27 protein-coding genes are annotated in these 24,082 nt (G+C 65.9%); 12 read left to right on the top strand and 15 right to left on the bottom strand.

Annotation, left to right across the window (positions count from 1 at the left end):
- Nucleotides 1-7: 7 nt before the first annotated feature.
- Nucleotides 8-178, top strand: coding sequence for a hypothetical protein (locus tag AC1MEM_RS19935; RefSeq protein WP_499473461.1), 171 nt, complete (start codon nt 8-10; stop codon nt 176-178).
- Nucleotides 179-250: 72 nt separating this feature from the next.
- Here the strand turns inward: AC1MEM_RS19935 and AC1MEM_RS19930 are convergent, their stop codons facing one another.
- Nucleotides 251-421, bottom strand: a complete 171-nt coding sequence (locus tag AC1MEM_RS19930; RefSeq protein ID WP_499473459.1) for a hypothetical protein — start codon at nt 419-421, stop codon at nt 251-253.
- 194 nt (nt 422-615) lie between these two features.
- Between AC1MEM_RS19930 and AC1MEM_RS19925 the strand changes: the two genes are divergently transcribed.
- Nucleotides 616-753 (top strand): hypothetical protein, encoded by a 138-nt coding sequence (locus tag AC1MEM_RS19925; RefSeq protein ID WP_499473457.1) that lies wholly within the window; start codon nt 616-618, stop codon nt 751-753.
- A gap of 85 nt (nt 754-838) precedes the next feature.
- Nucleotides 839-1,210 carry a hypothetical protein gene (locus AC1MEM_RS19920; RefSeq protein WP_499473455.1) on the top strand — a complete coding sequence of 124 codons (372 nt, stop codon included), beginning with the start codon at nt 839-841 and terminating at the stop codon, nt 1,208-1,210.
- 52 nt (nt 1,211-1,262) lie between these two features.
- Here the strand turns inward: AC1MEM_RS19920 and AC1MEM_RS19915 are convergent, their stop codons facing one another.
- The 3 genes from AC1MEM_RS19915 to AC1MEM_RS19905 form a co-directional block, all read right to left on the bottom strand.
- Nucleotides 1,263-1,463: a hypothetical protein gene (locus AC1MEM_RS19915; RefSeq protein ID WP_499473453.1), complete on the bottom strand. Its 201-nt coding sequence runs from the start codon at nt 1,461-1,463 to the stop codon at nt 1,263-1,265.
- Nucleotides 1,464-1,552: 89 nt separating this feature from the next.
- Nucleotides 1,553-4,402: a bifunctional diguanylate cyclase/phosphodiesterase gene (locus tag AC1MEM_RS19910; protein ID WP_499473451.1), complete on the bottom strand. Its 2,850-nt coding sequence runs from the start codon at nt 4,400-4,402 to the stop codon at nt 1,553-1,555.
- A gap of 120 nt (nt 4,403-4,522) precedes the next feature.
- The gene (locus AC1MEM_RS19905) at nt 4,523-5,275 is read right to left on the bottom strand and encodes a fused MFS/spermidine synthase (protein WP_499473449.1); all 753 of its coding nucleotides are present in this window, start codon (nt 5,273-5,275) and stop codon (nt 4,523-4,525) included.
- 118 nt (nt 5,276-5,393) lie between these two features.
- Between AC1MEM_RS19905 and AC1MEM_RS19900 the strand changes: the two genes are divergently transcribed.
- From AC1MEM_RS19900 to AC1MEM_RS19890, 3 genes are all read left to right on the top strand, one after another.
- Entirely contained in the window at nt 5,394-5,669 is a 276-nt protein-coding gene (locus tag AC1MEM_RS19900) for a hypothetical protein (protein WP_499473447.1), read from the top strand.
- Nucleotides 5,663-6,853 (top strand): GGDEF domain-containing protein, encoded by a 1,191-nt coding sequence (locus tag AC1MEM_RS19895; protein WP_499473445.1) that lies wholly within the window; start codon nt 5,663-5,665, stop codon nt 6,851-6,853. The genes AC1MEM_RS19900 and AC1MEM_RS19895 overlap by 7 nt, the downstream gene beginning before the upstream one ends.
- Nucleotides 6,854-7,012: 159 nt before the next feature.
- Nucleotides 7,013-7,699: a hypothetical protein gene (locus AC1MEM_RS19890; RefSeq protein ID WP_499473443.1), complete on the top strand. Its 687-nt coding sequence runs from the start codon at nt 7,013-7,015 to the stop codon at nt 7,697-7,699.
- 27 nt (nt 7,700-7,726) lie between these two features.
- Here AC1MEM_RS19890 and AC1MEM_RS19885 read toward each other — a convergent pair whose 3' ends face one another.
- From AC1MEM_RS19885 to AC1MEM_RS19860, 6 genes are all read right to left on the bottom strand, one after another.
- A complete protein-coding gene (locus AC1MEM_RS19885) occupies nt 7,727-8,014 on the bottom strand; it encodes a hypothetical protein (RefSeq protein ID WP_499473441.1) in 288 nt (95 codons plus the stop codon).
- A 181-nt stretch (nt 8,015-8,195) separates the two neighbouring features.
- Nucleotides 8,196-8,840: an ABC transporter ATP-binding protein gene (locus AC1MEM_RS19880; RefSeq protein WP_499473439.1), complete on the bottom strand. Its 645-nt coding sequence runs from the start codon at nt 8,838-8,840 to the stop codon at nt 8,196-8,198.
- A gap of 13 nt (nt 8,841-8,853) precedes the next feature.
- On the bottom strand, nt 8,854-9,648 hold the full coding sequence (phnE, locus tag AC1MEM_RS19875; RefSeq protein WP_499473437.1) for a phosphonate ABC transporter, permease protein PhnE: 795 nt from the start codon (nt 9,646-9,648) through the stop codon (nt 8,854-8,856).
- Nucleotides 9,645-10,472 (bottom strand): PhnE/PtxC family ABC transporter permease, encoded by an 828-nt coding sequence (locus AC1MEM_RS19870; protein WP_499473435.1) that lies wholly within the window; start codon nt 10,470-10,472, stop codon nt 9,645-9,647. The genes phnE and AC1MEM_RS19870 overlap by 4 nt, the downstream gene beginning before the upstream one ends.
- Nucleotides 10,473-10,510: 38 nt before the next feature.
- Complete coding sequence (locus AC1MEM_RS19865) at nt 10,511-11,338, bottom strand: phosphonate ABC transporter ATP-binding protein (RefSeq protein ID WP_499473433.1); 828 nt, start codon at nt 11,336-11,338, stop codon at nt 10,511-10,513.
- A 28-nt stretch (nt 11,339-11,366) separates the two neighbouring features.
- A complete protein-coding gene (locus tag AC1MEM_RS19860; RefSeq protein ID WP_499473431.1) occupies nt 11,367-12,248 on the bottom strand; it encodes a putative selenate ABC transporter substrate-binding protein in 882 nt (293 codons plus the stop codon).
- 164 nt (nt 12,249-12,412) lie between these two features.
- On the opposite strand from AC1MEM_RS19860, the gene egtD reads away from it, so the two are divergent.
- The 4 genes from egtD (at nt 12,413) to AC1MEM_RS19840 (ending at nt 15,844) form a co-directional block, all read left to right on the top strand.
- The gene (gene egtD / locus AC1MEM_RS19855) at nt 12,413-13,375 is read left to right on the top strand and encodes an L-histidine N(alpha)-methyltransferase (RefSeq protein WP_499473429.1); all 963 of its coding nucleotides are present in this window, start codon (nt 12,413-12,415) and stop codon (nt 13,373-13,375) included.
- An 8-nt stretch (nt 13,376-13,383) separates the two neighbouring features.
- Nucleotides 13,384-14,607, top strand: coding sequence for an ergothioneine biosynthesis protein EgtB (egtB, locus tag AC1MEM_RS19850; RefSeq protein ID WP_499477702.1), 1,224 nt, complete (start codon nt 13,384-13,386; stop codon nt 14,605-14,607).
- Nucleotides 14,604-15,545, top strand: coding sequence for a YihY/virulence factor BrkB family protein (locus AC1MEM_RS19845; RefSeq protein WP_499473427.1), 942 nt, complete (start codon nt 14,604-14,606; stop codon nt 15,543-15,545). Before egtB ends, AC1MEM_RS19845 begins: the two co-directional genes overlap by 4 nt.
- A gap of 125 nt (nt 15,546-15,670) precedes the next feature.
- Nucleotides 15,671-15,844: a hypothetical protein gene (locus AC1MEM_RS19840; protein ID WP_499473425.1), complete on the top strand. Its 174-nt coding sequence runs from the start codon at nt 15,671-15,673 to the stop codon at nt 15,842-15,844.
- On the opposite strand, the gene AC1MEM_RS19835 is transcribed toward AC1MEM_RS19840, so the two are convergent.
- The 5 genes from AC1MEM_RS19835 to AC1MEM_RS19815 all read right to left on the bottom strand — a co-directional run bounded on the left by AC1MEM_RS19835 (nt 15,841) and on the right by AC1MEM_RS19815 (nt 22,811).
- Nucleotides 15,841-16,992, bottom strand: coding sequence for a GGDEF domain-containing protein (locus tag AC1MEM_RS19835; RefSeq protein ID WP_499473423.1), 1,152 nt, complete (start codon nt 16,990-16,992; stop codon nt 15,841-15,843). The two genes, AC1MEM_RS19840 and AC1MEM_RS19835, sit on opposite strands and share 4 nt — an antisense overlap.
- A gap of 166 nt (nt 16,993-17,158) precedes the next feature.
- Nucleotides 17,159-18,214 (bottom strand): selenide, water dikinase SelD, encoded by a 1,056-nt coding sequence (gene selD / locus AC1MEM_RS19830; protein ID WP_499473421.1) that lies wholly within the window; start codon nt 18,212-18,214, stop codon nt 17,159-17,161.
- Between the two features lie 15 nt (nt 18,215-18,229).
- Nucleotides 18,230-19,216 (bottom strand): selenoneine biosynthesis selenosugar synthase SenB, encoded by a 987-nt coding sequence (senB, locus tag AC1MEM_RS19825; protein ID WP_499473419.1) that lies wholly within the window; start codon nt 19,214-19,216, stop codon nt 18,230-18,232.
- A gap of 374 nt (nt 19,217-19,590) precedes the next feature.
- On the bottom strand, nt 19,591-21,054 hold the full coding sequence (locus tag AC1MEM_RS19820; protein ID WP_499473417.1) for a DEAD/DEAH box helicase: 1,464 nt from the start codon (nt 21,052-21,054) through the stop codon (nt 19,591-19,593).
- A gap of 422 nt (nt 21,055-21,476) precedes the next feature.
- Nucleotides 21,477-22,811, bottom strand: a complete 1,335-nt coding sequence (locus tag AC1MEM_RS19815; protein WP_499473415.1) for a transglycosylase SLT domain-containing protein — start codon at nt 22,809-22,811, stop codon at nt 21,477-21,479.
- 443 nt (nt 22,812-23,254) lie between these two features.
- Here AC1MEM_RS19815 and AC1MEM_RS19810 point away from each other — a divergent pair, with 443 nt between their 5' ends.
- Complete coding sequence (locus AC1MEM_RS19810) at nt 23,255-23,824, top strand: DUF1415 domain-containing protein (protein ID WP_499473413.1); 570 nt, start codon at nt 23,255-23,257, stop codon at nt 23,822-23,824.
- Nucleotides 23,805-24,014 carry a DUF1289 domain-containing protein gene (locus AC1MEM_RS19805; RefSeq protein WP_499473411.1) on the top strand — a complete coding sequence of 70 codons (210 nt, stop codon included), beginning with the start codon at nt 23,805-23,807 and terminating at the stop codon, nt 24,012-24,014. Before AC1MEM_RS19810 ends, AC1MEM_RS19805 begins: the two co-directional genes overlap by 20 nt.
- Nucleotides 24,015-24,082: the final 68 nt, after the last annotated feature.

Here is a 24,082-nt window from a genome sequence, read left to right as displayed (position 1 = left end):
GACGCTGATGGATACGAACGATCCGCTGGACGGCGGCCGGGGCGCGCTGCATGCCCATTCGACGCCCGAACCCGATCAGACCCCACCCGCCATTCCGGTACCCGACGACGTGCCCGATCCGGCGCATGCTCCCGTCGAGGAACCTGTCATGCCTGAGCCGCCCATCCGCGCGCTCTGAAACAGCGGGGACAGTCGAGCGACAAGCAAAAGCGCCACCCGAAGGTGGCGCTTTGTTTTTCGCGGCGGCTTTTTACTGCTTCGGCTGGTCGCTGCCGTTGGTGCCCTTGAGCGGCGGAATTTCCTTGATCATCTCTTCGGTTTCCTTTTCCGCCGGCGTTTTTTCGCCGCTGCCGATGTCGCCTTCATGCATGAGGGCGCCGCCCTTGACTGCCGGATCCTGCGGTTGTCCTGATTGCTTCATGATGCTTCCTCCCTGATCAATGTTGGGTCCATCCTAACAGTCGCCTGACGCCACCGGCGCGCAGTACGACAGTGTGGCGATCTTGCTGAATTACACATAAAGTTACAATTATGTTGGGTGCCGAACGTTCCCAATGTGTGATTTTTTTTATAATATCAGCTCATGGTTTTTAGATCGAATCGACGGAGACTTAGATGGGCAATTCGCTGCATAACAAGATTTACCTGGGCCGGAGCACCGGCTTCGCATCGCGCCGTTTCCAGGGCGTACTGGCCGTCGGTGCCATCATCGGCGCAGGCCTGCTGTGGATCGCTTTGCGCACGCTGCGCTGATCCCGAAGCGCCTGCAGACCTTCGCCGGTTGCCGCCAGGCGCCACGGCGGTTACCATGACGGCCCAGCACACGATATGAGCCGTAATGAAGAACGAAAAACTGACCACTGACGAATACAACGCCCTCGAATTCATCCGGGGCGGCGCCCGCAGCGACCGGGTCAACGCCTGCGTCGGGCGGAATGCCAAGCGCCTGGCCGGCCTGAAGATGATCGCCTATGGGCGCGACGGCAAGGTCGAGATGACGGAAAAGGGGCAGCAGGTGCTGTTCCTGCGCGCATGCGTCGAAGCATTGACGAGCCTGGCCCAAGATCCGGCGGCGGCGGTACCGGGCGATGTCGCGCAGTTCTTGATTCGCAAATCGCACATCGCGCCGCGCGAGGAAGGTGGCTTCGAGGTCACGGCGCGCGGCCTGGAGTCGCTGGCCGACATCCAGGCGCAGGAACCGAAGAAGTAAATCGGGGAATCCCCTGCGAGCGCAGGGGAGGGGCTTTACCGAAGCGCGCCGTTCAGCGCCGGCGGCGGCCCGGATACACCAGCGTGCGCACCGCAACCTCGGCCGGCACGTTCATCGCCGCAAGGAATTCCGCTGCGCGTTGCAGGCCCAGCGTCGGCACCGATGCCACCGCCTGGTTCACCAGGTCGCGTGTGCGCAGGTCGGTCCTCACCACGCGCGCATTCGCCGCATGGCGCGCTTGTACTTCTTCCATCTTCATCATCTTCCCGAACGTTGCAATATCGACACGGCTATTGTAAAGCACCGATATGCAAATTGTCACGTTTTTGTAGGAATAATCCTTCAAGCAGGCAAGGCGACCGCCTCGGGAGCGATGATTTCCTCCGGCGCCAGGCCGCGGCCCTCGATCAACAGCTGCTCGAACTGCGGCGCCGCCAATGGCCGGCTGAAGTAATAGCCCTGCATCTCGTCGCAGCCGTGGCGGCGCAGGTAGTCGAGCTGTTCGCCGGTTTCCACGCCTTCGGCGATCACGGCCAGTTTGAGGTTGTGCGCCAGCGCGATGATCGAGGTGACGATCGCCTCGTCGTTGGCGTCGCGCGTGATGTCGGCCACAAAGGAGCGGTCGATCTTGAGCACGTCGATCGGGAAGCGCGACAGGTAGGACAGGCTTGAATAGCCGGTGCCGAAGTCGTCGATCGACAGGTTCACGCCGAGCGCCTTGATCCGGTGCAGCAGCTCGACGGCCGGGGTGATGTCGCTCATGAACAGGCTTTCGGTGAGCTCGATCTCGAGGTATTTGGGTTCCAGCCCCGTATCGGCCAGGACCGCGGCCAGGTTCTCGATCAGGTCGGCCGCGCCGAACTGGCGCGCCGACAGGTTCACGGCCACGCGCAGCTTGTCGTAGCCGGCGTCCTGCCAGGCCTTGTTCTGGGCGCAGGCGCTGCGCAGCACCCAGGCGCCGATCTCCACGATCATCCCGGTTTCCTCGGCGATGCCGATGAAACGGCTTGGGGGGACCATGCCCAGTTCCGGGTGTTGCCAGCGGATCAGCGCTTCCATGCCGACGATCTTGCCCGTCTTCATGTCGAGCTGGGGCTGGTAGTAGAGCACGAACTCGTCGCGCTCGACCGCGTTCCGCAGTGCGCTTTCGATGCGCACCCGTTCCAGCGACTCTTCGTTCATGGCCGGCGTGTAGAACTGGAAGTTGTTGCGACCCAGCTTTTTCGCGCGGTACATGGCGATGTCGGCATGCTCGATCAGGGTGTCGGCGCTCGTGCTTTCGCTCGGGTAGACGGCCACGCCGATGCTGCAGGTAACGAAGAATTCCTTGGTGCCGAGCATCACCGGCTGGGCGACCGCATCCATCACGCGCTGCACGACATCGGGCGTGAGCTGCTGCTCGCCGCTTTCGGACACGATGACGACGAATTCGTCGCCCGACAGGCGCGCCACGGTATCGGCGTCGCGCAGGGACGAGCGCAGGCGCGCCGCGACCGTCATCAGGAGCACGTCGCCGGCCTTGTGGCCCATGCTGTCGTTGACGAATTTAAACCGGTCGAGGTCGATCAGCATGACCCATACCGGATTGCTGCTGCGCGTCGCATAGGCTACGGCCTGGCCGAGGCGGTCCTGCAGCAGCGAGCGGTTCGGCAGGCCCGTCAGGGCATCGTGCTGGGCCACGTGGTGCACGCGCTGCTCGGTCAGTTTGCGTTCGGTGATGTCGCTGCCGGTGCCGCGGTAGCCGGCAAACTGGCCGCGCTCGTCGAACACGGGCTGGCCGTTGACCAGGAACCAGCGCGTCTGGCCGATATCGTCCAGCACCTGGTATTCGAGGTCGGCGAAGGGCTGGTAGGCCTGCACTTGCGCGATGTGCCTGCGCCCATAGTCGGTGTCGCCCAGCGCCGGGATGTATTCCCAGCGCGTCTTGCCCAGCAGGTGCTCGACCAGGACGCCGGACTTTTCGCTGAAGCCCCCGGTGACCATCGTGAAGCGGAACTGGCTGTCCTGTTCCCAGTACCAGTCCGAGGACATCGACACCAGCTGGCGGAAGCGCTGCTCGCTTTGCTGCAAGGCCTTTTCGGTGCGTTCGCGCGCGACCATGTCGTCGACCAGGCGCCGGTTGGTGCGCTTGAGGTCGGCGGTGCGCTTGCGCACCAGTTGCTGGACGCGCCGGGCGCGCTCGCCCGAGGCCTGCACCCATGCCGCCGTCATGAGGCTGAGCAGGATGCCGCCGGCCAGTATCGCGAGCGACGCCAGGTGGTCGGCCGCGAAGGGGCGCGGCCGGGTGCCGACTTCGACCAGCCAGGGGCGGCCCGCAACGTCGAGGGTGCGGGCGACGCTGGTCGCGTGTTCGGGAGCGATCCAGCTGCCCAGCAGCTCGCGCCGCGGCCGCGCGCCATCGAAGCTGGTGGTGAACACCCGGTCCGCCGCGTCGGGGCGGGCGCCGGCATACACCGACATCACGATCTGGCTGTCGTCGAGCAGGCCCGCGCCGGCCAGCGCCATGCTCACCAGTTCCTCGGCGCGCACCACGACGGCGGTGTCGCCGACCAGCTGGCCCCTGGCGTCGTAGACCGGCAGGATGATCTGGAAGCTCGGCTGCGGACTCGCGTCCTGGACCAGCGGGAACAGCGGGGTCGCGGCGGCGCGCCGCTCGGCGTGGGCGCGCGCCAGGGCCGCGTTGATTTGGGGCCGGGTTGCGGCGTCGAAGCCGAAGGCGGCTTCGTTGCCTCCCATCGGCACCAGGTAGTCGACGATGCTGTAGGCCGGGCGCCGTGCGGCCGGCAGGCGCGCGCTGCCGCGTTCTTCGCTGATGACCGTGCCGGGAATCACGCGCTGCAGTTCTGCCTCGACCGCGGCGCGCTCGCCGTCCTTCACGATGCGGTGGTAGTTGAAGGCCTTGATGAAGGGGTGGCGCAGCAGCAGGGGCGCGGTGAAATCGTGGAACTGGGCGCGCGTCACCGGGGCGCCGAGGGAAAACAGCTGGTTGGCCACCGTCACCACTTCGACCGCGTCGTGCAGGCCCTGGCGCACCGTTGCCACGCGCTGGTCGGCGCGCTGTTTGAACGACAAGGCGAGGTTATCGTATTCGAGATGGCTCACGCCCACGAACAGGGCGCTCGAGGCGGCGAGACCCGCCCCCAGCGTGAGGGCCGCCGCGCGGGTCAGCGAAAACGGCAGGCGACGCAACATGTCTGTTCCCAAAGTATTATTTGCCTGAAAGCACAAAAGCGCCCAAGTGTGTCATTTCCTTCGGGTTTGTGCAAACAAATCCTGAGCTTGCCGGGCAGGATCCCGGCCCTGTCGCGGCGATCAGACAGGACGCCAGGCGAGCCAGGCGACAAGCGCCCGTGCCAGCAGCTTGTTCAGGAAGGCAAAGCGCAGGCCACGGTGGCGCTCGAAGGGGCGGGCAGCGCCGCCCGCCCCGGCCCGCAAGGCGAACAGCAAGTGGTTATTCCCGGCGATGCCGGGAAAGTCGCAGACGCGCCCGTCGAAGGCGCGCTCGATCCGCTCGACCAGCGCGTCGTGGCTGGGATCGTAGCTGAGGATGTTCGCCGCCAGCACGCCGCCATCGCGCAGTGCGCGCCGGCAGTCGCGGTAGAAGGCCGCGCTGCCGAGCGCGGCGGGCATGCCGGCGGCGTCGAAGCCGTCGACCAGGATCACATCGCAGCTGGCCGGCGCCGCGCGGATGTAGTCGGCGGCATCGGCGTGGACGATACGCAGGCGGGCGTCGTCCGGCGGCACCTGGAAGGCGTCGCGCAGGGCGATCACGTCGGCGCTGATCTCGAGTACCGTGATGTGCGCGTGCGGAAAATGGCGGTAGCAAAATTTCGCGAGCGAGCCGCCGCCCAGGCCCACCATCAGGATGTGGCGCGGGCGCGGCGCGAACAGGGCGAAGCACATCATCGCGCGCGCATACTCGAGCACCAGGGCATCCGGCTTCGACATCAGCATTTCGCTCTGGATGTCCCCGGGCTGGAATTCGAGCGTGCGCCGGTTGCCGCGGGTATGCACGCGCGGCAGGGAGGGCGGTGGCGGATCGGTCGGTTCGGAGCGGGGCGGCATGACGCCAGTATAGAAGAGAAGAGCGTCGTATTTCGTCTGGTAGTGCGGCCCCTTGTTGCGTCTTGTTCGCAGGCATGAAACTCTGCTAAGCTGGCCGCTGCCGACACCGGGAGTTCCCATGTTCCTCGATCACCCATCGATCACCGCCACCAACAGCGACCTCGAAGCCGACCGCATCGAGCGGCTCAACCGTGTTTATGGCTATGCGATGGCGCTGGCCGACAGTGCCGGCAACCCGCAGTTCGTCGACAAACTGACCCAGCTGCACGACCACAAGGGAACGCTGATCGTGTTCTGGAACGAGCCGCCAAGCGACGCCGAACGCGGCTACCTGGTGCGCGCCTGGGCCAGCAGGGTCGGCGACGGCACCGAGAACGTGGAGCACGAATGCTGAGCGGCGCGATGCTGAGCCTCGATTCCACCACCATGGTGCTGGTGCTCGCGCTGGGCAACCTGGCGCTGTGCAGCCTGCTGTTCTTCTTCGACTACGGTGCGGTGCGGGCGCCGGCGCTGGCCAGGTGGGGCTTGTCGAAACAGGTGCAGGCGGCCAGCTGGATCCTGCTCGCGCTGGGCGGAGCGCGCGTGGTGCCGGAGCCGCTCGCGCTGCCGGTCGGCTGGGCGCTGCTGATCGCCGGTGTCGCGCTGGAATCGGCGTCCCTGTGGGAGACTGCGCACCGGCGCAGCCTGCACCGCGTCATGCTGCCGCTGGCCATCGGCGCGGTATTGATCTTCCTGGCTTCCTACGCGATCGACCCGATCGGCCTGCGCACGCTGGCCGCAGCGCTCATCCTGGGCGCCTGTTACCTGCTCGGTGCGGCGGCCCTGGCGCGCGGCTGGGGCGAAGCCTCGATGCTGCAGCGCGCGCTGGCGGTGGCCACGGCGGTGCTGGCGCTGCTCGTCGCCGCACGCGGCATCCTGGTGCTGGTCACGCCCGACGGCTGGCGCTGGCTTTCGCACGACTTGCTGCGCCAGCTCTCGACCATGGCGTTTTATTTGCTGATGCTGGTGAACGGCGTCGGCTGCCTGCTGCTCGCGCGCGAGCGCCTGCAAAGCGATGTCGCGCGCCTGGAAACGCTCGACCTCGTGACCGAGGCGCCCAACCGGCGCGGCTTCTTCAATGCGCTCGCGCCCTGGATGGCGCTGGCGCGCCGCCCCGGTTCGCCGACCGCGCTGGTGGTGCTCGACCTCGACAGCTTCAAGCGCGTCAACGACGGCTACGGTCACCCGGTGGGCGACGTGGTGCTGCGCCACGTGGCCGACCTGTGCAAGGGCCAACTGCGCGACAGCGACCTGCTGGGGCGCCTGGTGGGCGGCGAATTCGCGCTGCTGCTGCCGCGCACCGGCGCCGACGAAGCGATCCTGGTGGCCGAGCGCCTGCGCGCGGCGATCGAGTCCACGCCGGTAAAAACCGAGCGCGCCATGATCTCGATGACGGCCAGCTTCGGCGTCACCACGATCCGTCCCGACGACAGCAACGTCACGCTGTTCGGCCGCGCCGGCGCCGCCATGCGCGAAGCGAAGACGGCGGGGCGCAACGAGATTCGCCTGGCGCCGCGCGCGGTCGTGCCGGAAGCCTGAGCCGCCACCGCACTCGCCTCTCGGCGTCATCAGGCGGCGCCAACCTGCCGCTTTCTCCAGCCAGTTCACGCGCTGCGCCAGCGCTGGCAACAGGACGCCCCTATCGGGAATGCGCCCGATCGACTATATTGTTTACCTTGTTAAGCAGTGGATTACCCAATGACCAAAAAACCGGCTCCCGCAACGGGAGCGGCCGCATCGACGCGGGCAAAAGCAGTCCCGGCACCCTCAAAAGCTGCGCCGAAGCGCGCCAGCGGCGCCGCGAACAAAACCACCAAATCCGTGCCTGCGAAGGCGGCCCCTGCAAAGGCCGCCGCCAAAACCGGCGTGCGTGCGGCGACGAAGACCGTTGCCGTCAAGGCGGTGAAGCCGGCGGCGAACACCGTGCCGAAGGCGGTGCCGAAAGCGCCTGCGAAGACGGCCAGGCCGGCGCCGAAAGCCGCCGTTAAAGCCGCAGCCAAACCCGCAGCCAAGGCCGCCGTCAGGCCGGCGGCCAAAGCCGTTGCCGTGAAGGGGCCGGCACTGAGCGTCAAGAATGCGGCCAAGGCCCTCGTCAAGGCTGCAAAGGAAACCCCGGCGGCCGGCCGTGTGCGCGCCGCCCAGGCGGCCCCGGCAGCGGCAGCCGGACGTCCCGTGCTGGTACGCGACAGCTTCACGATGCCCGACGGCGAATACGCGGTGCTGGCGACCGTGAAACAGGCTTGCCTGAAGGCGGGCTTCGAGATCAAGAAGAGCGAGTTGCTGCGCATCGGCGTGGCGCTGGTGGGGCGCCTGGACGTGGCGACGCTGCGCCAGGTACTCGACAGCCTGCCGCAGCTGAAGACGGGACGTCCGCCCAGCCAGTAGGGCGGTTCGCGCATCGTGCGCGCTGCGCTAATGCAGCGCGGCCGAGGTCAGCTCCTTGAGTTCGCGGATCGGGATATTCGATTTCTCGTGCATGCGCAGCAGGATGGTCGCACCCACGTTCAGTTTGCGGTGGCGGATTTTGCTGATGATCGGCGGCTGCACTTCGAGCACGCGGCATAGTTCCGCATCATTCTTGAGGTGCAGTTTTTCGATCAAGGTGTCGAGCAGCTTGTTCGGCACGAAAGTCGACGGCTCGAGGGCGCGGGCGCGGTGCATCGCGGCCAGCATTTCCTGTTTTTTTTGGCGTACGTTCATGTACTCCTCCAAAATGCTTGCTTTGGTTGAGGGGACAGGACCGTTCTGGATACGCCCGGTATTTTGATAACTTATGCGTGCGGGTCGTTGTGATATTACTACGCCTTCACGGCGGGCGCCGCACTATTCGCTGCGAACAGTGTCTAACGTGCTTATTTCCGCTCGGAATTTACGCTAAATGTCACGCTGGCTTGAGGCCGTCACGGGTCAGCAGCAGGATCTCGTCGGCCATCTCGGCCGCGGCATGCGAGTGGGTGACCATGATGGCGCCGGCGCCATTGGCGCGGACTTCGTCGCGCAGCAGGCGCAGGATGCCGCCCGCCGTTTCCGGGTCGAGGTTCCCGGTGGGTTCGTCCGCCAGCAGGAGGGCCGGCTTGTGCACGAGGGCGCGCGCAATCGCCACGCGCTGCAGTTCGCCGCCCGAGAGCTGGCGCGGGAAATCCTGCCCGCGTCCCGCCAGCCCGACCGCCGCCAGCATCGCGTCGGCGCGCGCCGTACTTTCCCTGTTGAGGAGCAGCGGCAGCGCCACGTTCTGCTGCAGCGTCAGGTGCGGCAGCACGTGGAAGGCCTGGAAAATGAAACCCATGCGCGTGCGGCGCAAGCGCGTGGCGGCATCGTCGTCGAGCGCGGACATGGCCTGGCCGTCGACGATCACCTCGCCGCTGTCGGGCGCGTCGAGCCCCGCGATCAGGTTTAAAAGCGTCGACTTGCCCACGCCCGATTCGCCCATGATGGCGACGAAACGGCCCGCTTCGAATACATGCGACAAATTCGACAGGACCGTGCGTCCTCCATAGGTCTTGGTCAGGCTGGCCAGTTCGAGCATGGGCTTTTCGAGGTTAGCGAGTGAGGACGCGCCGCAGCGCAAAGCTGATCGCATCGACCAGGGCAACCAGCAGCAGCATCGCCAGCACCACGGTCGCGGCGCTTTGCATCTGGAACAGCGACAGGTGGTATTTCAGCATCTGCCCGAGGCCGCCGGCGCCGACCACGCCCAGCACGGCCGCGGCGCGGATATTGTTCTCCCAGCGGTACAGCGTGTAGGAGAGCATCTGCGGCAGGGTCTGCGGCAGGGTGGCGTAGAAAAAGGCGGCCAGCGCGGGCGCGCCGTTGCTGCGCAGCGCCGCTTCCGGTTGCGGCTCGGCGTTTTCCAGCGCGTCGGCGAACAGTCGGCCGAGTACGCCCGAGGTGTGCGCGGCCAGCGCCAGCGTGCCTGCGAACGGGCCCAGGCCGGCGGCCACCAGCAGCAGCGCGGCCCAGACCAGTTCCGGGATCGAGCGCAGGACGTTGAGCACGATGCGCACGGCCGCGCGTGGCGATGCGCCCCAGCGTCCGGCCGCCGGCAGCGCCAGTACCAGTCCGGCCATGACCGCCAGCAGGGTGCCGAGCGCCGACATCGACAGCGTCTCGAGCGACGCGTTCAGGGTTTTCATCAAAAACGGCGTGGCCGTTTCCGGCGGCGCGAAGCCGCTTAAAAATTCGCGCGTGGTGTCGACGGCTTCCGGCGTGAAGAAGGCGGCCAGGTCCAGGTGCAGCGTGGCGAAGCTGGCCACGACCAGTGCCAGCAACAGCACCAGCAGGACAGGCGTGCTCCAGGAGCGCGCCGGCGCAGGCGGTAAAACCGGCCGGTTCATCCGAGCCTCCGGCGCAGCAGGGTCGAGACCAGGTCGGCCGCGGCCACCAGCAGCACGAACATGAACAGCATGGTCGCCACTTCGCCGCCGGCCATCATCTTGGTCGATTCATCCATCCGCTGCCCCAAACCGCCGGCGCCGACGAAGCCCATGACCGCCGAGCCGCGGATCGCGCACTCCCAGCGGTAGATCGTGTACGACACCAGTTCGGCCGCTGCATCGGGCAGGGCGCCGTACAGCAGGGCCGGCAGGCGCGCGCTGCCGTTCGCGAGCAGGGCGTCGGTGGCGTGGGCGTCGCTCGATTCGAGGATCTCGGCGTACACCTTGGCCAGCATGCCAGAATAGGTGAGCGCGATCGCCAGCACGCCGGCGGTGGGCCCGAGGCCGACCACGCGCACGAACAGCAGCGCCCAGACGAGTTCCGGCACGCTGCGCAGCAGCACCAGCACCCAGCGCAGGACCTGGCGCAGCAGCGCCGCCGGCCAGCGCACGCGGCCCGTGCCGAGGCGCGAGATCGACAGCCGCTCGCTCACCAGCAGCGTGGCGGGAATCGCGCCCAGCAGGGCCAGCGCGAGGCCGCTGGTCGCAATCGCCACCGTGATCCAGGTTTCGCGCAGCACCATCGCCAGGAAGTCGAGCGAATGGGCCGGGTGCAGGAAGTCGCCCAGGAAGGCGCCGGCCGCCGCCAGGCTTTGCAGGTCGAACAGGACCCAGGGCTTGAATTCGCTGTAGACGAGGGCGGGCCACAACAAGGCCAGGGCAATGGCGCAGGCCAGCAGGCGGCCGCGCCAGGCCGGGTCGGGATGCAGGGAGAGGGCCGTCATCGGTCAGAGGCAGGCAGAGTGTCGAAAGCAGGCATCGGTCAAAAACAGGCGCCCACGGCGATGCGTTCGGGCGACTCGTGCTGCGCATGTGGGTGCGCTTCGATGGTGTCGTTTTCGTAGAGCGCGGCAATCATCGCATCGGTGACCTGTTCGCGCGGCAGGTCGAACACGATGCGGCCGTCGCGCAGGCCGACGATGCGGTTGAAACAGGCACGCGCCATCTCGACCTGGTGCAGGCTGCACACCAGCGTCGCATTGCGGCGCGCGGCTTCTTCCTGCAAGGTGGCGAGCGTGAGGCGCGCCAGCGCCGGGTCGAGCGCGGAGATCGGCTCGTCGACCAGGAAGGCGTCCGCATTCGATAACAGCAGCCGCGCCAGGCTGCAACGCTGGCGCTCGCCGCCGGAGAGGCGGTCGACGCGCGCATACAGTTTGTCGCCGAGGCCGAAGCGGCGCAGCGCTTCGAAGGCGGCGTCCGGGTCGGCGGGCTTGAACAGCGAGCCCAAGGCTTTGAACAGGCTCCAGTGCGGCAGGCGCGCGGCCAGTACGGCGGTGACGACGCGCTGGCGCGGCGGCAGCGGCGGCGTTTGCGGCGCCAGGAACAGCCGTGCGCGCAGGCGGTGGCGGGCGGCCTGCGGCAGCGCCCACGGATCGGCGCCGAACACGGCCAGGCCACCCTCGGCCGGCTGGTGCGCGCAGGCCAGGGTCGACAGCAAGGTCGTCTTGCCGGCGCCCGACGGACCGATGAGCGCGAGCTGCTCGCCCTGGCCGATGGCCAGGTCGAGTTCGTGCAGCGCGGCCGTTTTGCCACCGGTGAGGTGGCGCACGGTCAGTTTGTCGAGCTTGAAACTGTCGAGCTTTAAAGTCATCGGTCCGCCAGCGGGTTGATGTCGATGCTTATTTCAGCAGGCCGGCATTGCGCGCCGCCGCTTCGATCGCCTTGTAGTTCTCGGCCTTGGTCGGGATGAATTTGGTCGCGCGCTGCAGGTCGAGGATTTCCTTGCCCTGCGGAGTCGACGCGTCCAGCGCCAGGAAGGCGTCGCGGATCTTCGTTTGCAGCGCCGGCGCCATGCTGGCGTTGACCGACCAGTTGTAGTCGAAATAGCCCGGGGTCGTGTAGAACACGCGCACCGTTTTCGGATCGACCTTGCCGGCTTCGACCAGCTTTTCCCAGACCGAGATGTTCAGCGCGCCGGCATCGACCTTGCCGCCGGCCACGGCCGCCACCGTCGCATCATGCGCGCCGGAGAAGGCGACGCGCTTGAGGTCGGTGTCCGGATTGATCTTCGCGCCCAGCAGGAAGGAGCGCGGCATCAGGTGGCCCGAGGTCGAGGACTCGGAACCAAAGGACAGGGTCTTGCCGCGCAGGTCTTCGAGCTTGTTGATGCCGGGCTGGACGGTGATGAACACGGAACGGAATTTCTCGTCCTCGGCGCGCTGCACCAGTGGCACGATCTTGCCCTTGCTGCGCACATTGGCCTGGACGAAGGTGAAGCCGCCGAACCAGACCATGTCGAGCTTGTGGTTGATCAGGCCCTCGACCGACGCCGCGTAATCGGTGACCGGGGTGAATTCGACTTTCAGGCCGGTCGCCTTGGCCAGGTAGTCGCCCAGCGGCTTGAACTTGCGCTGCAGTTCGGTCGGCGCTTCGTCGGGAATGGCCGAGACGCGCAGCACGCCCGGGGTGTTCTGGGCGGAAGCGGGAGCGGCCAGGATCAGGGCGACGGTCGAGGCGGCAAACAGCGATTTCAGGGCGGACAAAGGCGACAAGGAGGACATAAAAGGGGCTTTCTTCTTTTAAATGGCAGGGGAAACGACGGCGTGCACGCTTGGCGGCGGGCGAACGCGGAGGAGCCGGGACTTCCGCTATGATAGCAAAAACAGCAACTTCCTCCCTAAGCCAGGGCGCATCGGGTGCTCCGGCGGCACGAATGATAAACCTTATGCTGACGTCTTGCACAACCGAGAAGCCCGCCGCCGTAGCCAGCGCCCATGTGCCCGCCGAGCTTTTTGCCGGCCTGGGCGCGCGCCAGGCGACGATTTCTCCCAAGTTCCTGTACGACGCGCTCGGCTCGAAACTGTTCGAGGCGATCTGCGAGCTGCCCGAGTATTACCCGACCCGCACCGAGGCCGGCATCTTCGAGCGCCACGGCCGCGAGATCGCCCACGCCTGCGGCATGGGCAGCACGCTGATCGACCTGGGCGCCGGCAATTGCGCCAAGGCGGCGTCGCTGTTCCCGCTGCTGCGCCCGGCGCAGTATGTCGCGGTCGACATTTCCACTGAATTTGTCAGCGAGGCCCTGGCCCGGCTGCGCCTGCGTTTTCCGCACATCGACATGCGCGCGCTCGGGCTCGATTTTTCCAGTGGCCTCGACCTGCCGGAAAGTGTACGCGCCGAGCGCCGCCTGTTCTTCTATCCGGGCTCCTCGCTCGGCAACTTCACGCCGCCCGAGGCACGGGTCTTCCTCACGCGCCTGCGCAAGGGCTGCGGCCCCGATGGCGCCTTGCTGATCGGGATCGACCTGGCCAAGGACAAGGCCATCCTCGACCCGGCCTACGACGACGCGCTTGGTGTCACGGCCGCCTTTAATCTGAACGTGCTGCGCCACGTGAACCGCCTGCTCGGCAGCGACTTCGACATCCGGCACTGGCGCCACGTCGGCTTCTACAACGAGGCGGCGGGCAGGGTGGAAATGCACCTCGAGGCGAAGCGTTTTCAAGCCGTGCGCTGGCCCGGCGGCGGCCGCGATTTCGCCGCGGGCGAGCGCATCCATACCGAAAACAGCTACAAATACCGCCAGGCCGACGCCATCGGCCTGCTCGAACAATCCGGCTTCGAGGCAAGCCGCGTGTGGACCGATCCGCGCTGCCCGTTCGCCGTCATCCACGCGCAGGCCAGCGCTTGACCGGCATTATGCTGCGCGATGCATTCCAGGCCGTGCGCCAGCGTTCCCTGCAACTGGCCGCGCCGCTATCAAGCGAAGACTGCTGCGCGCAGTCGATGCCGGACGCCAGCCCCATCAAATGGCACCTGGCGCACACGACCTGGTTTTTCGAGACCTTCATCCTGGAAGCGCGCGAGCATGGCTTCACGCCTTACCATCCCGCTTTCCGCGTGCTGTTCAATTCGTATTACAACGGCGTCGGCGCCAGGCACCCGCGCGCGCAGCGCGGCCTGCTGACGCGGCCCTCGCTGGAGGAGGTGAAGGCCTACCGCGCCGACGTCGATGCGCGCATGCTGCGACTGTTGGAGGCCGGGACGGACCTTGCGATGGATGCGCCGCTGGCCGAACTCGTCACGCTCGGCCTGCAGCACGAGCAGCAGCACCAGGAGCTGATGCTGACCGATGTGAAGCACCTGCTGGCGCAGAACCCGATCGCGCCCGGCTACGACGGCGAGCTGCTGGCGCCCGGGACCGAACCGCCGCCGCTGGAATTCCTCGAATTCGACGGCGGCCTGGTCGAGATCGGCCATGACGGCCGCGGCTTTTGTTTCGATAACGAGCTGCCGCGCCACCGCAGCTATGTCGCGCCCTTCGCGCTGGCCTCGCGCCTGGTGACGAACGGGGACTACGCCGCCTTCATCGAGGCCGGCGGCTACCGTGACCCGGCCCTGTGGCTGGCCGAGGGCTGGGACATGGTCGCGTCCGGCGATCTGGCCGCGCCCCTCTACTGGCGGCGCCAGCCGGACGGTGGCTGGAACGAATTCACCCTCCACGGCGAACACCCCCTCGACCCGGCGCGCCCGGTCACCCATGTGTCGCTGTACGAGGCCGACGCCTACGCACGCTGGTGCGGGGCACGCCTGCCGCTTGAAGCTGAATGGGAATTCGCCGCGCGCCTGGCCGGGATCGAGGCGGGGAGCCTGCATCCCGCAGCCGCGGCAGCAGCCGGTGACGGCCTGGCGCAAATGTTCGGCGCTTGCTGGCAATGGACCAGCAGCAGTTACGCGCCTTACCCCGGCTACGCGCCGGCGGCGGGGGCGATCGGCGAATACAACGGCAAGTTCATGGTCAACCAGTACGTGCTGCGCGGCGCGTCCTGCGCGACGCCGGCCGGCCATGCCCGCGCCAGTTACCGCAATTTCTTCCCGGCCTGCGCGCGCTGGCAATTTACCGGCATCAGGCTCGCACGATGATCGGTACCGGCCGCCTGCGCATGGGCCGCCTGCGCGTCCGCATCCTCAACCGGCGCGCCAACGCCTATATCCTGTCGCATCCGCTCGCGTTTACCCTCAGCGTGATCAAGGGCTTCCGCGCCAACCAGGGCTTGCTGCTGGCGGGCGCCGTCGCCTATTACGCGCTGCTCTCGATCGTGCCCTTCCTGATGCTGGTCGTGGTGGCGCTGTCGCATTTCATCGACCAGGCCGAACTGCTGGTCACGCTGCGCCGCTACCTGGAGTTGCTGGTGCCGGGCCAGTCGGCCTCGATCGCGGCCGAGGTCGCGAACTTCCTCGACAACCGCGACCTGATCACCTGGGTGCTGGGCGTGACGATGCTGTTCTTCAGCTCCTTCGCCTTCACCGTGCTCGAAAACGCGATGAGCGTGATCTTCATCCACCGGGTGGCGATCCGGCGCCGCCATTTCCTTGTGTCGGCCGTGCTGCCTTACTGCTACATGCTGGCGCTGGGGGTAGGCGTGCTGCTGGTGACGATCGTGGCCGGCACCTTGCAGGTGATGGGGCAGGAGAGCGTGCAATTGTTCGGCACCACCTGGTCGCTGGGCGGCGTGTCGGGTGCGCTGCTTTACCTGCTCGGGCTGCTCGGGGAAATCCTGGTATTGACCTCGATCTACCTGGTGATGCCGGTCGGACGCCTGTCGCTCTCGCATGCGCTGGTGGGCGGGGTGACGGCGGCCTTGCTGTGGGAAATTGCGCGCCACGTGCTGGTCTGGTATTTCTCCACGCTCTCCCAGGTGAACGTCGTCTACGGTTCGATGACCACCGCCATCGTCGTCATGTTCAGCCTCGAGATCGGGGCGACGCTGCTGCTGTTCGGCGCCCAGGTGATTGCCGAGTACGAGCGCGTCGGGCGCGGCAAGCCGGAAGCGCATACGCCGCTGACCACTGTCGCCTGAAGCGCGCCGCAGCAGCGACTCCCCTGGCGTCGCTTTGTTCTACCTCAATTTCGTAGAAGCAAGCCAGTGGCACAGTAGCCTCTTGCGCCGGCATGACGCTGGGCAATAGACGAGGAGGCGGTGTCATGGAAGCTGGTTCGTTCATGGGTTTGCAATTGCCGGTCATGCTGGCATTCGTCGCGCTGCTGGCCGGGCTGGCCATGGTGGCGCGCCAGTTGCACAAACTTCGCCAGCCCGTCATCGTGCGCCGCGGCGCCCATCCCCCGTCCCCGCACCGGGGACCGTCCCAGCCGGACTAGAGCACCACGCTGCGGTCACGTCCGGCCGACTTGGCCGCGTACAGGGCACGATCGGCCCGTTCGATGGCCTGGTCGATCGGCTCGCCTTCCTCGTAACGCGCAAAACCCGCGGAAAAACGTACGCGCACGTCGTGCAGCGCGACGCTGGCCGGCATGTCGGCCAGGCTGGCGCGCAGGCGCTCCACGCCCAGCGTCGGGTCGCCCGGGGGCGTTTCCGGGAGCAGCAGCAGGAATTCCTCGCCGCCCCAGCGTCCGATCATGTCGGTGGTCCGCAGCACAACCTGGGCTTGCGCCGCAAACGAGCGCAGGACGGCGTCGCCGGTGGCGTGGCCGTAGGTATCGTTGATGTTCTTGAAGTGGTCGAGATCGATGATGCACACGAAAAAACGCGGGCCGCCGCGCGCGCGCCGCGTCGCATGTTCCTGCAGCAGCGTCATCATGCGGCGCCGGTTCGGCAAACCCGTCAGCTCGTCGCGCGCGGCCATTTCCTTGATGTGCGACAGGGCTTGCTCGAGCGCGATTTTTTGCGTTTTGAGGCGGGTGCGCATGTCCGTCAGCTGGCCCGAGAGCTGGGAAATGGTGAGCATCACGATGGCCGTCAAGGCGAAATTGAAGATCTCCTGGCGCACCGGATAATGCAGCGGCGTGTATTGGGTGCACCAGAACATCACGATGCCCATCAGCGTCACCGTATAGACGCAGGCGAGGCGCACCGAGGCCGGACGCAGGCTGAACATGCCGAACACCATCACCAGCGACAACATGATCACGGTCGCGCCGTGCACCGGTCCCGTGACGGCATACGAGGCCGCGATCAGGGACTGCGCCATGATGGACTGCGGCATGGCCAGGGTCGGGTCGGCAAAGCGCCGGTTCATCCCGCTGCGAATGACGACGTAGAAACCGACGATGAAGACGAAGTACAGGGCGGTCAGCACGCTGACCTCGCTGACGTCGGCCACGCCGATGCTGGCGGCGTAGACCAGCAGCACGACGACGGTGGCGGTTACCAGGGCGGCCAGGCCCAGCAGCGCCAGGGTCAGGCGTTGCAGGCTGTCGGAGCCGAGGAGGACGGTGGCCAGGTGAGTGGTCCACCCGAGGGAACGAGGCGAGTCGAGCGCCGCCGAAGCGGCCTGTTGCGTGGGCATTGTCTCTGGGATTCGTTGTTAGCTTACACGCCGATCTGTGCCGGCGAGGGAATTATACAACCGACAATTCTTGAAAAAACAATGCTTCGCTTTGCTGATACAAAATATATGTGTTGACACGGCAACGTTTTGGCTTGCCGCGTCCCCTCGATAAGGGCTTGCCGGGTCAGGCCTTGACGACGACGCCCGGGGTGCCTGCCGCCATGCGGCCGATTACCTTCGCGTCGCCGAATCCCTCGCGCGCGAACAGGGCCAGTACGGCCTCGGCCGCGGCCGGGTCGCAGGAAACGAGCAGGCCGCCCGAGGTCTGCGGGTCGGTCAGCAGTGCCTGCTGCGCCGGCATGATGCTGTCCGACAGCGCGACATCCTTGCCGTAGGCATCCCAGTTACGGCCCGAGGCACCGGTGAAGAAGCCATCCTGGGCCAGCTGGAGCACGCCGGGGAGGAGAGGGATGTCGGCCATGTCCAGTTCGGCCGACAGTTTGGCGCCGCGCGCGAGTTCCAGCAAATGGCCCAGCAGGCCGAAGCCGGTGACGTCGGTCAGCGCGTGCACGCCTTCCATCGCGGCCAGCGCCTGGCCGGGCTTGTTCAGTTTCGTGGTGTTGGCGATCATCGCGGCATAACCTTCCGCGCCCAGCACGTCCTTCTTGAGTGCGGCCGACAGCACGCCCACGCCCAGCGGTTTGCCGAGGATCAGCACGTCGCCGGCGCGGGCGTCGGCATTGCGTTTCACCCGGTCCGGGTGCACCAGGCCCAGCACCACCAGGCCATAGATCGGTTCGACGGAATCGATGGTGTGGCCGCCGGCGATCGGGATGCCCGCTTCCGCGCACATCGATTCGCCGCCGCGGATGATCTCGCCGATCGTCTCCAGCGGCAGCTTGTTGATCGGCATGCCGACCAGGGCCAGCGCCATGATCGGCGTGCCGCCCATGGCATAGACGTCGGAGATGGCGTTGGTGGCGGCAATGCGGCCGAAGTCGAACGGATCGTCGACGATCGGCATGAAGAAGTCGGTGGTGGCGATCAGTGCCTGCTCGTCGTTGAGCTTGTAGACGGCCGCGTCGTCGGCGGTCTCGATGCCGACCATCAGCTGGGGCGGCACCGGGAAGCCGCTCGACTTCTTCAGGATTTCGGCCAGCACGCCGGGAGCGATCTTGCAGCCGCAGCCGCCGCCGTGCGAGAAGGAAGTCAGTTTGATGGTCTGATCGGGCGCGTTCATGTGTGGTTCCATTCTTTATGAGTGTTCGGGCTGCCCGGATCGCGGGCGCAGCAGATTATCCACCAAGTCGGCCACGGCCGCTTGTTCGGCCTGCGGCGTGAACAGGGCGGCGCGCGCGGCGCACTGGCGGCGCAGCAGGGCGTCGAACGCCTGGTCCTGCGCGCAGCGCTCGACCAGGCGCGCCAGCGCGGCGGCGTCGCCCTGCGGGAAGTAGCCGGCGTAATCCTGCCCGAGCATGCCGACGTTGCCGTCGATGCGCGAGGCCAGCACCGGCACGCCGCTGGTGACCGCCTCGATGATGACGTTGGCGCCGCCTTCCATCCTGGACGCGATCACCATCGCGCGGCAGCGTTTCAGTCGCTGGCGGGTTTGCGCATGGGGCATCGGGCCCAGCCAGCGGTAGCGCTCCGTCGCCGCTTCAGTGGTGCGCGCGGCTTGTCCGAGTTCCGGGTCGAGCGCGCCGCCGATGTGCAGCAGGCGCACGCCCGGCGTGCTGACCAGCTTTGCTGCGCGCATGAAGGTCAGCGGGTCTTTTTCCGTGCGCAGGTGGCCGATCATGCAGATGTCGATGGTGCGGCTGCTGGGCGTGGCCGGGCGCAGCGCGGGCGAGGACTGGTAGATCACGCTCGCCTTGGCCTGCACCTGGGCCGGCAGGCGCGCCAGGCCGGCCTCCTGCAGCACCACCACGGCGTCGGCCAGGTCGAGCGAGGCGCGCGCCTCGGGAGCGTTGTCGACGTCGCGGTACAGATCGGTGCCGGTGAGGACGAGCAGGGCGGGGCATTGCGGGTGCGCGGTTTTGAACGCAGCCAGTGACTGTGCCGAACGCCGTGCGTGGAGGGCGATCAGCAAGTCGGGTGCGGGGTCCGCCGGGCTCCAGCTTGCGGTGACCTCGACCGCATGGCGGCCGCGCAGGAAGCGCGCCCAGCGGCTGGCGGTTTGCCAGTTGCCGTTGTTGTCGCGGGCGGCGGCGGGGCTGACGATGAGGATGCGCTTGCGGACCATCGGGGGAGTCATAGGGGGGCTGGGCGGGAGCGCGATTATACGTCGTGGGGCGTGTGGGTCCGTTTGCTTTTGTAGGGTGGACGGCTCCACGCCGAATGCGTGATTCGTCGCGGCGCCGATGCCGTCCACGCGTTCAAGCGCCTTTGAAACGTCGCGCCGGGTCATATCACGCGTTCAAGCGGCTTCGTGAAACATCGCGCCGGGTCATACGTGCGTTGAACGCGTGGGCGGCATACACGCCGCGTCGGTGCGGACGGACGGGTGGAGCCGACCACCCTGCGCGCCACCGACGTGCATGGGGTAGGCGCCGGCGTCCAGGCGAAAAAAAAACGGCTGCCGAAGCAGCCGTCCTTGTTCATCCAGCGACAGCGATATTAATTATCGCCGAAGCTGCGGCGCGCGCCGTCGGTCGAACGTGGGTTCGAACCGCGGTAGCCGCCGCCGCTGCCTTCACGGCGTGGGGCGCCGCTGCTTGGGCCGCGTGGCGCTGCGTCACGGCTGTAACCGCCTTCGCGCGGTGCTGCCGATGGCTTGCTGAAGCTGCGCTGGCCTGGCTTGGCGGCGGCGCTGCGGCCGTCGCCTGGTTTCCAGCCGCCTGGGCGGGCGCCGGTACGGGCAGGTGGCGCCGAACGCTTCGGCTCGAAACCTTCCACCACGGTCGCCGGGATCAGCTGCTTGGTGAAACGCTCGATGCGCTTGATGTTCATGCCTTCGGCATGGTTCACCAGCGAGATCGCGAGACCATTGCGGCCGGCACGGCCGGTACGGCCGATGCGGTGCACGTAGTCCTCGGGGAACTTCGGCAGGTCGTAGTTCACCACGTGGGTGATGGTCGGCACGTCGATGCCGCGGGCAGCGACGTCGGTTGCCACCAGCACGCGCACCTGGCCGCGGCGCAGGCTGTCCAGGGTGCGGTTACGCGCGCCCTGGTGCATGTCGCCGTGCAGCGCGGCGGCTGCGAAGCCGGCGATGTTCAAGCGGTCGGCGATGGTGTCGGCGTCACGCTTGGTGGCGGTGAACACGACTGCCTGGTCCATCGACTCGTCGCGCAGCAGGTGGTCCAGCAGGCGGTTCTTGTGCGACAGGTCGTCGACGAAGTGCACGCGCTGCGAGATGTTCTCGTGGCGGTTCGTGGCGCTGGCGATCTGGATCACCATCGGGTCCTTCGTGATGCGGCGCGCCATGTTGCCGACGACGCCGTCCAGCGTGGCCGAGAACAGCATGGTCTGGCGGTTTGCCGGGGTCGCGGCGACGATCTTTTCGATGTCGTCGATGAAGCCCATGTCCAGCATGCGGTCGGCTTCGTCCAGCACCAGGATCTCGAGTTCCGAGAAGTCGATCTTGCCGGACTCCATGTGGTCGATCAGGCGGCCTGGGGTAGCGACCAGGATTTCAGGATTTTTTGAGAGCAGTTGCATCTGCTTCGGGTAAGGCATGCCGCCCAGGATCGAGACGGCGCGGATGCGGCGCATGTAGCTGCCGTATTTTTCGGTCGCGACCGTGACCTGCAGGGCCAGTTCGCGGGTCGGGGTCAGCACCAGCATTTTCGGCTTGGCTGCGGTGAAACGGACGCGCTCGCCGCGCGAACGGGCCGACTGCGCATCTTGCGCAGGGGTGCGTGCCGGGACCGGCGCGACTTCGGCGCTGACCAGCTTGTGCAGGGCAGGCAGCATGAAAGCTGCGGTCTTGCCCGAACCAGTCTGCGACGAGACCAGCAGGTCGCGGCCTTCGATGGCGGCAGGAACGGCTTGTGCCTGGACCGGCGTAGGGACGGTGTAACCCGCTTCGTTGACTGCTTTGACGATCGTGGCGTGGAGGCCTAGTGCTTCAAAACTCATTGTTTTCTTACTTTCGGTAGTGATCAGCGCTCAATAGTTTTACGAGCGCGAAATAGCAACGCGAACCAACAGAACGAAATGACTCAGAAATGAAAGAAATTTCGGCACAAAAGCTTTGCGCCGGGACGGTGTCAAAGGTCGACACGCAGGGCGGGAGGGCTTTAGAAGGCTGCCTGGAACGGCGGGCCTGGCTGCGATGCTGCTTGTTGTTACTTACTGCATTAGTGCGCTGTCTGGCGACAGGTAGTCGCTTTATTGCAGCGCACAAACAACACTATACAGTAGTTTGCGAATGCTTGCACAGGTCAGCCAATTTGATCTTGCGCAAAGCGTGGTGGTTTGTGGGCCGGGGGAGGAAGGCAGGAGGCGCGAAAAAAACACGGTCCCGGGCACGATGGCCCGGGACATTCACCGGTCAGCGGTTAGCGGTGCTTACGGCGGGAGTTGGTGTTGCGGGACACGCGTGCGTTCGACGCGGCGCTTGCCTTGACCTTGAAACGCCCGCTGCGCGCTTCGCCGCGGTCGGCTTCGAGTGCCATGACGGCGCTGTCGACGATGTTCTCGGCAATGTCCGAACCCATCGAAGCCGAGGTCTTCGGCACCAGAATGGTCGAGCCGGCTTTCAGGCGGGTCTGCATCGGGATGTTGTTCGCCTGGCGGATGACTTCCGCCGTGGTCCCGAACTTCGAGGCCAGCGAGGTGATGCTTTCCCTGGCGCCGGTGATCTTGTGCGTGGTCCAGGTGGAGAGCGCATGGCCCCATTGCGCCAGGTTCAGGTGGAATTTCTCTGCGTTCTTTTGCGGCAGCAGGATCTTGGTGCCGTCTTCGCCGGTGATGACCGGGCGCTTGAACTGGGGATTGAGGGCCTTGAATTCGTCGACCGACATCTCGGCCAACTGGGCGGCAATGGCGAGGTCGATGTCGCTGGTCTTGTCGACCGTCGTGAAATAGGGCTGGTTCTCGATCGCCGGCAGGGTGATGCCATACTGGCCCGGGTTGGCGACGATGTTCTTGACGGCCTGCAGCTTCGGCACGTAGTTGCGCGTTTCCGCCGGCATCAGCTCGGCCAGGCTTTCGAAGTCGGTCGGCTTGCCGAGCGCCTGGTTTTTCTTGATCGCCTTCTGGACATTGCCTTCACCCCAGTTGTACGCCGCCAGCGCCAGCTGCCAGTCGCCGAACATCGTGTACAGGCGCTGCAGGTAGGTCAGGGCGGCATCGGTCGAGGCCAGCACGCCGCGGCGTTCGTCCTTGAACATGTTCTGCTTGAGGTTGAAGTCTTTACCGGTACCAGGCACGAACTGCCAGATGCCGGCAGCGTCGGCGGTCGACATGGCTTGCGGGTTGAAGGCCGATTCGATCACCGGCAGCAGGGCCAGTTCGGTCGGCATGCCGCGCTTTTCCAGCTCCTGCACCACGTGGAACAGGTAGAGCGAGGCGCGGCCGGAGATGCGGGCCATGTAGTCGGGCTTGCTGCTATACGACTTGGTATGGCGCTCGACCAGGTTGTTGCTGATGTCGGGAATGGCGTAGCCGCTGCGGATGCGGCCCCAGACATCGGTTTCCTTGTATTCGTCGGCTTTCAGCGCGTCGACTTTCAACGATCCGGCACCGGCAGGCGCGGCAACAGCGGCCGGGCGCATGAGGGCGGCGTTCTGCACAGCGCTGACCGGAGCATTGTCGATGGCATGGGCGAATGGGGCCGAGAGCAAAAGCACCAGCGCGGCAGCAATAGAGGTAGGGCGGGTCATGTCGTACATAGCTTTCCAGTATGTTGCGTCCAGGAACTACAGGACCTGACGATAAGGGGGCAGTGTAAGGAGCAGCTGTTGAGGCAGTCAAGCAGTAATCCCGGGCGGTTACAAAATTTTTTGTCTATCCTTTTTGCTAACATGAAATTATTTTGATAACACACACCGGGGGGTATGCTGAATCAGGCAAGTAATTTCATAGGACCGGATCAGCGTACGAATTGCATACCGCCCGGGAGTATGTGATGTAATACGTCTGTAATTACATTCCACACGGAAACAATTCAGCCGTTCCGCATACTTGTCGAGATGATAATAAAACCCTGCTTTTCCCGTCGAGGCGGGCATGTTTTCAACTTACCCGCCTCGAATGCTTGACCTATGAGCGCACGCAAACTGTGCGTACAATCCGGTTTCGCACGCAGCGTTTCCCAATAAGAGAAGACCCCACTATGAGTACCGCAAACCTGAACGCCGACGACGACGCCATCGTCGCCGCCACCCGCCGCTGGCTGGAAAAGGCCGTCATCGGCCTGAACCTGTGCCCGTTCGCCAAGGCTGTCTATATAAAGGAGCAGGTGCGCTACGTCGTCTCGCCGGCGCGCACGCCCGAGGCGCTGCTGGAACAGTTGATGGACGAGCTGCAAACCCTCTCCGACACCCCGGCAGAAAAAATAGACACGACGCTCCTGATCCACCCCTTCGTGCTGGACGATTTCCTCGACTACAACGAGTTCCTCGATGTCGCCGACGCCGCGGTCGAGGACATGCATCTCGATGGCGAACTCCAGGTGGCGAGCTTTCACCCGGACTACCAGTTCGCCGATACCGACAAGAACGATATCGAAAACTTCACCAACCGCGCGCCCTACCCGATCCTGCAGCTGCTGCGCGAGGACAGTATCGAGCGCGCCGTCGAGGCCTTCCCCGACGCGGCCGAGATCTTCGAGAAGAACATCGAGACCATGGAAAAACTGGGCCACGACGGCTGGGACAAGCTCGATGTCGGACCAGCACGCTGATCCCGCGGCGGCGCCGCCGCGTCCGGACACACCCTGCGTCGCAGTCTGCTCGACGACGTTTGACGACGTCTGCCGCGGCTGCGGGCGTACCGTCGCCGAAGTCGCGCACTGGGTGTCGATGTCGGCCGAGCACAAGGAACTGGTCTGGCGCCGCATCCTGGCCGAAGGCTATCCCCGCCGCAATACCTGAACACGGCTGGACAGCCCGCCGCCGGGGCGGGCACGGCTGTGCGATGATAGGCTTGTAACGGGAGGGTT

The sequence above is a fragment of the Telluria sp. AIW5 genome, from assembly GCF_056680575.1.
This window is presented reverse-complemented; position numbering and strand designations above follow the sequence as displayed.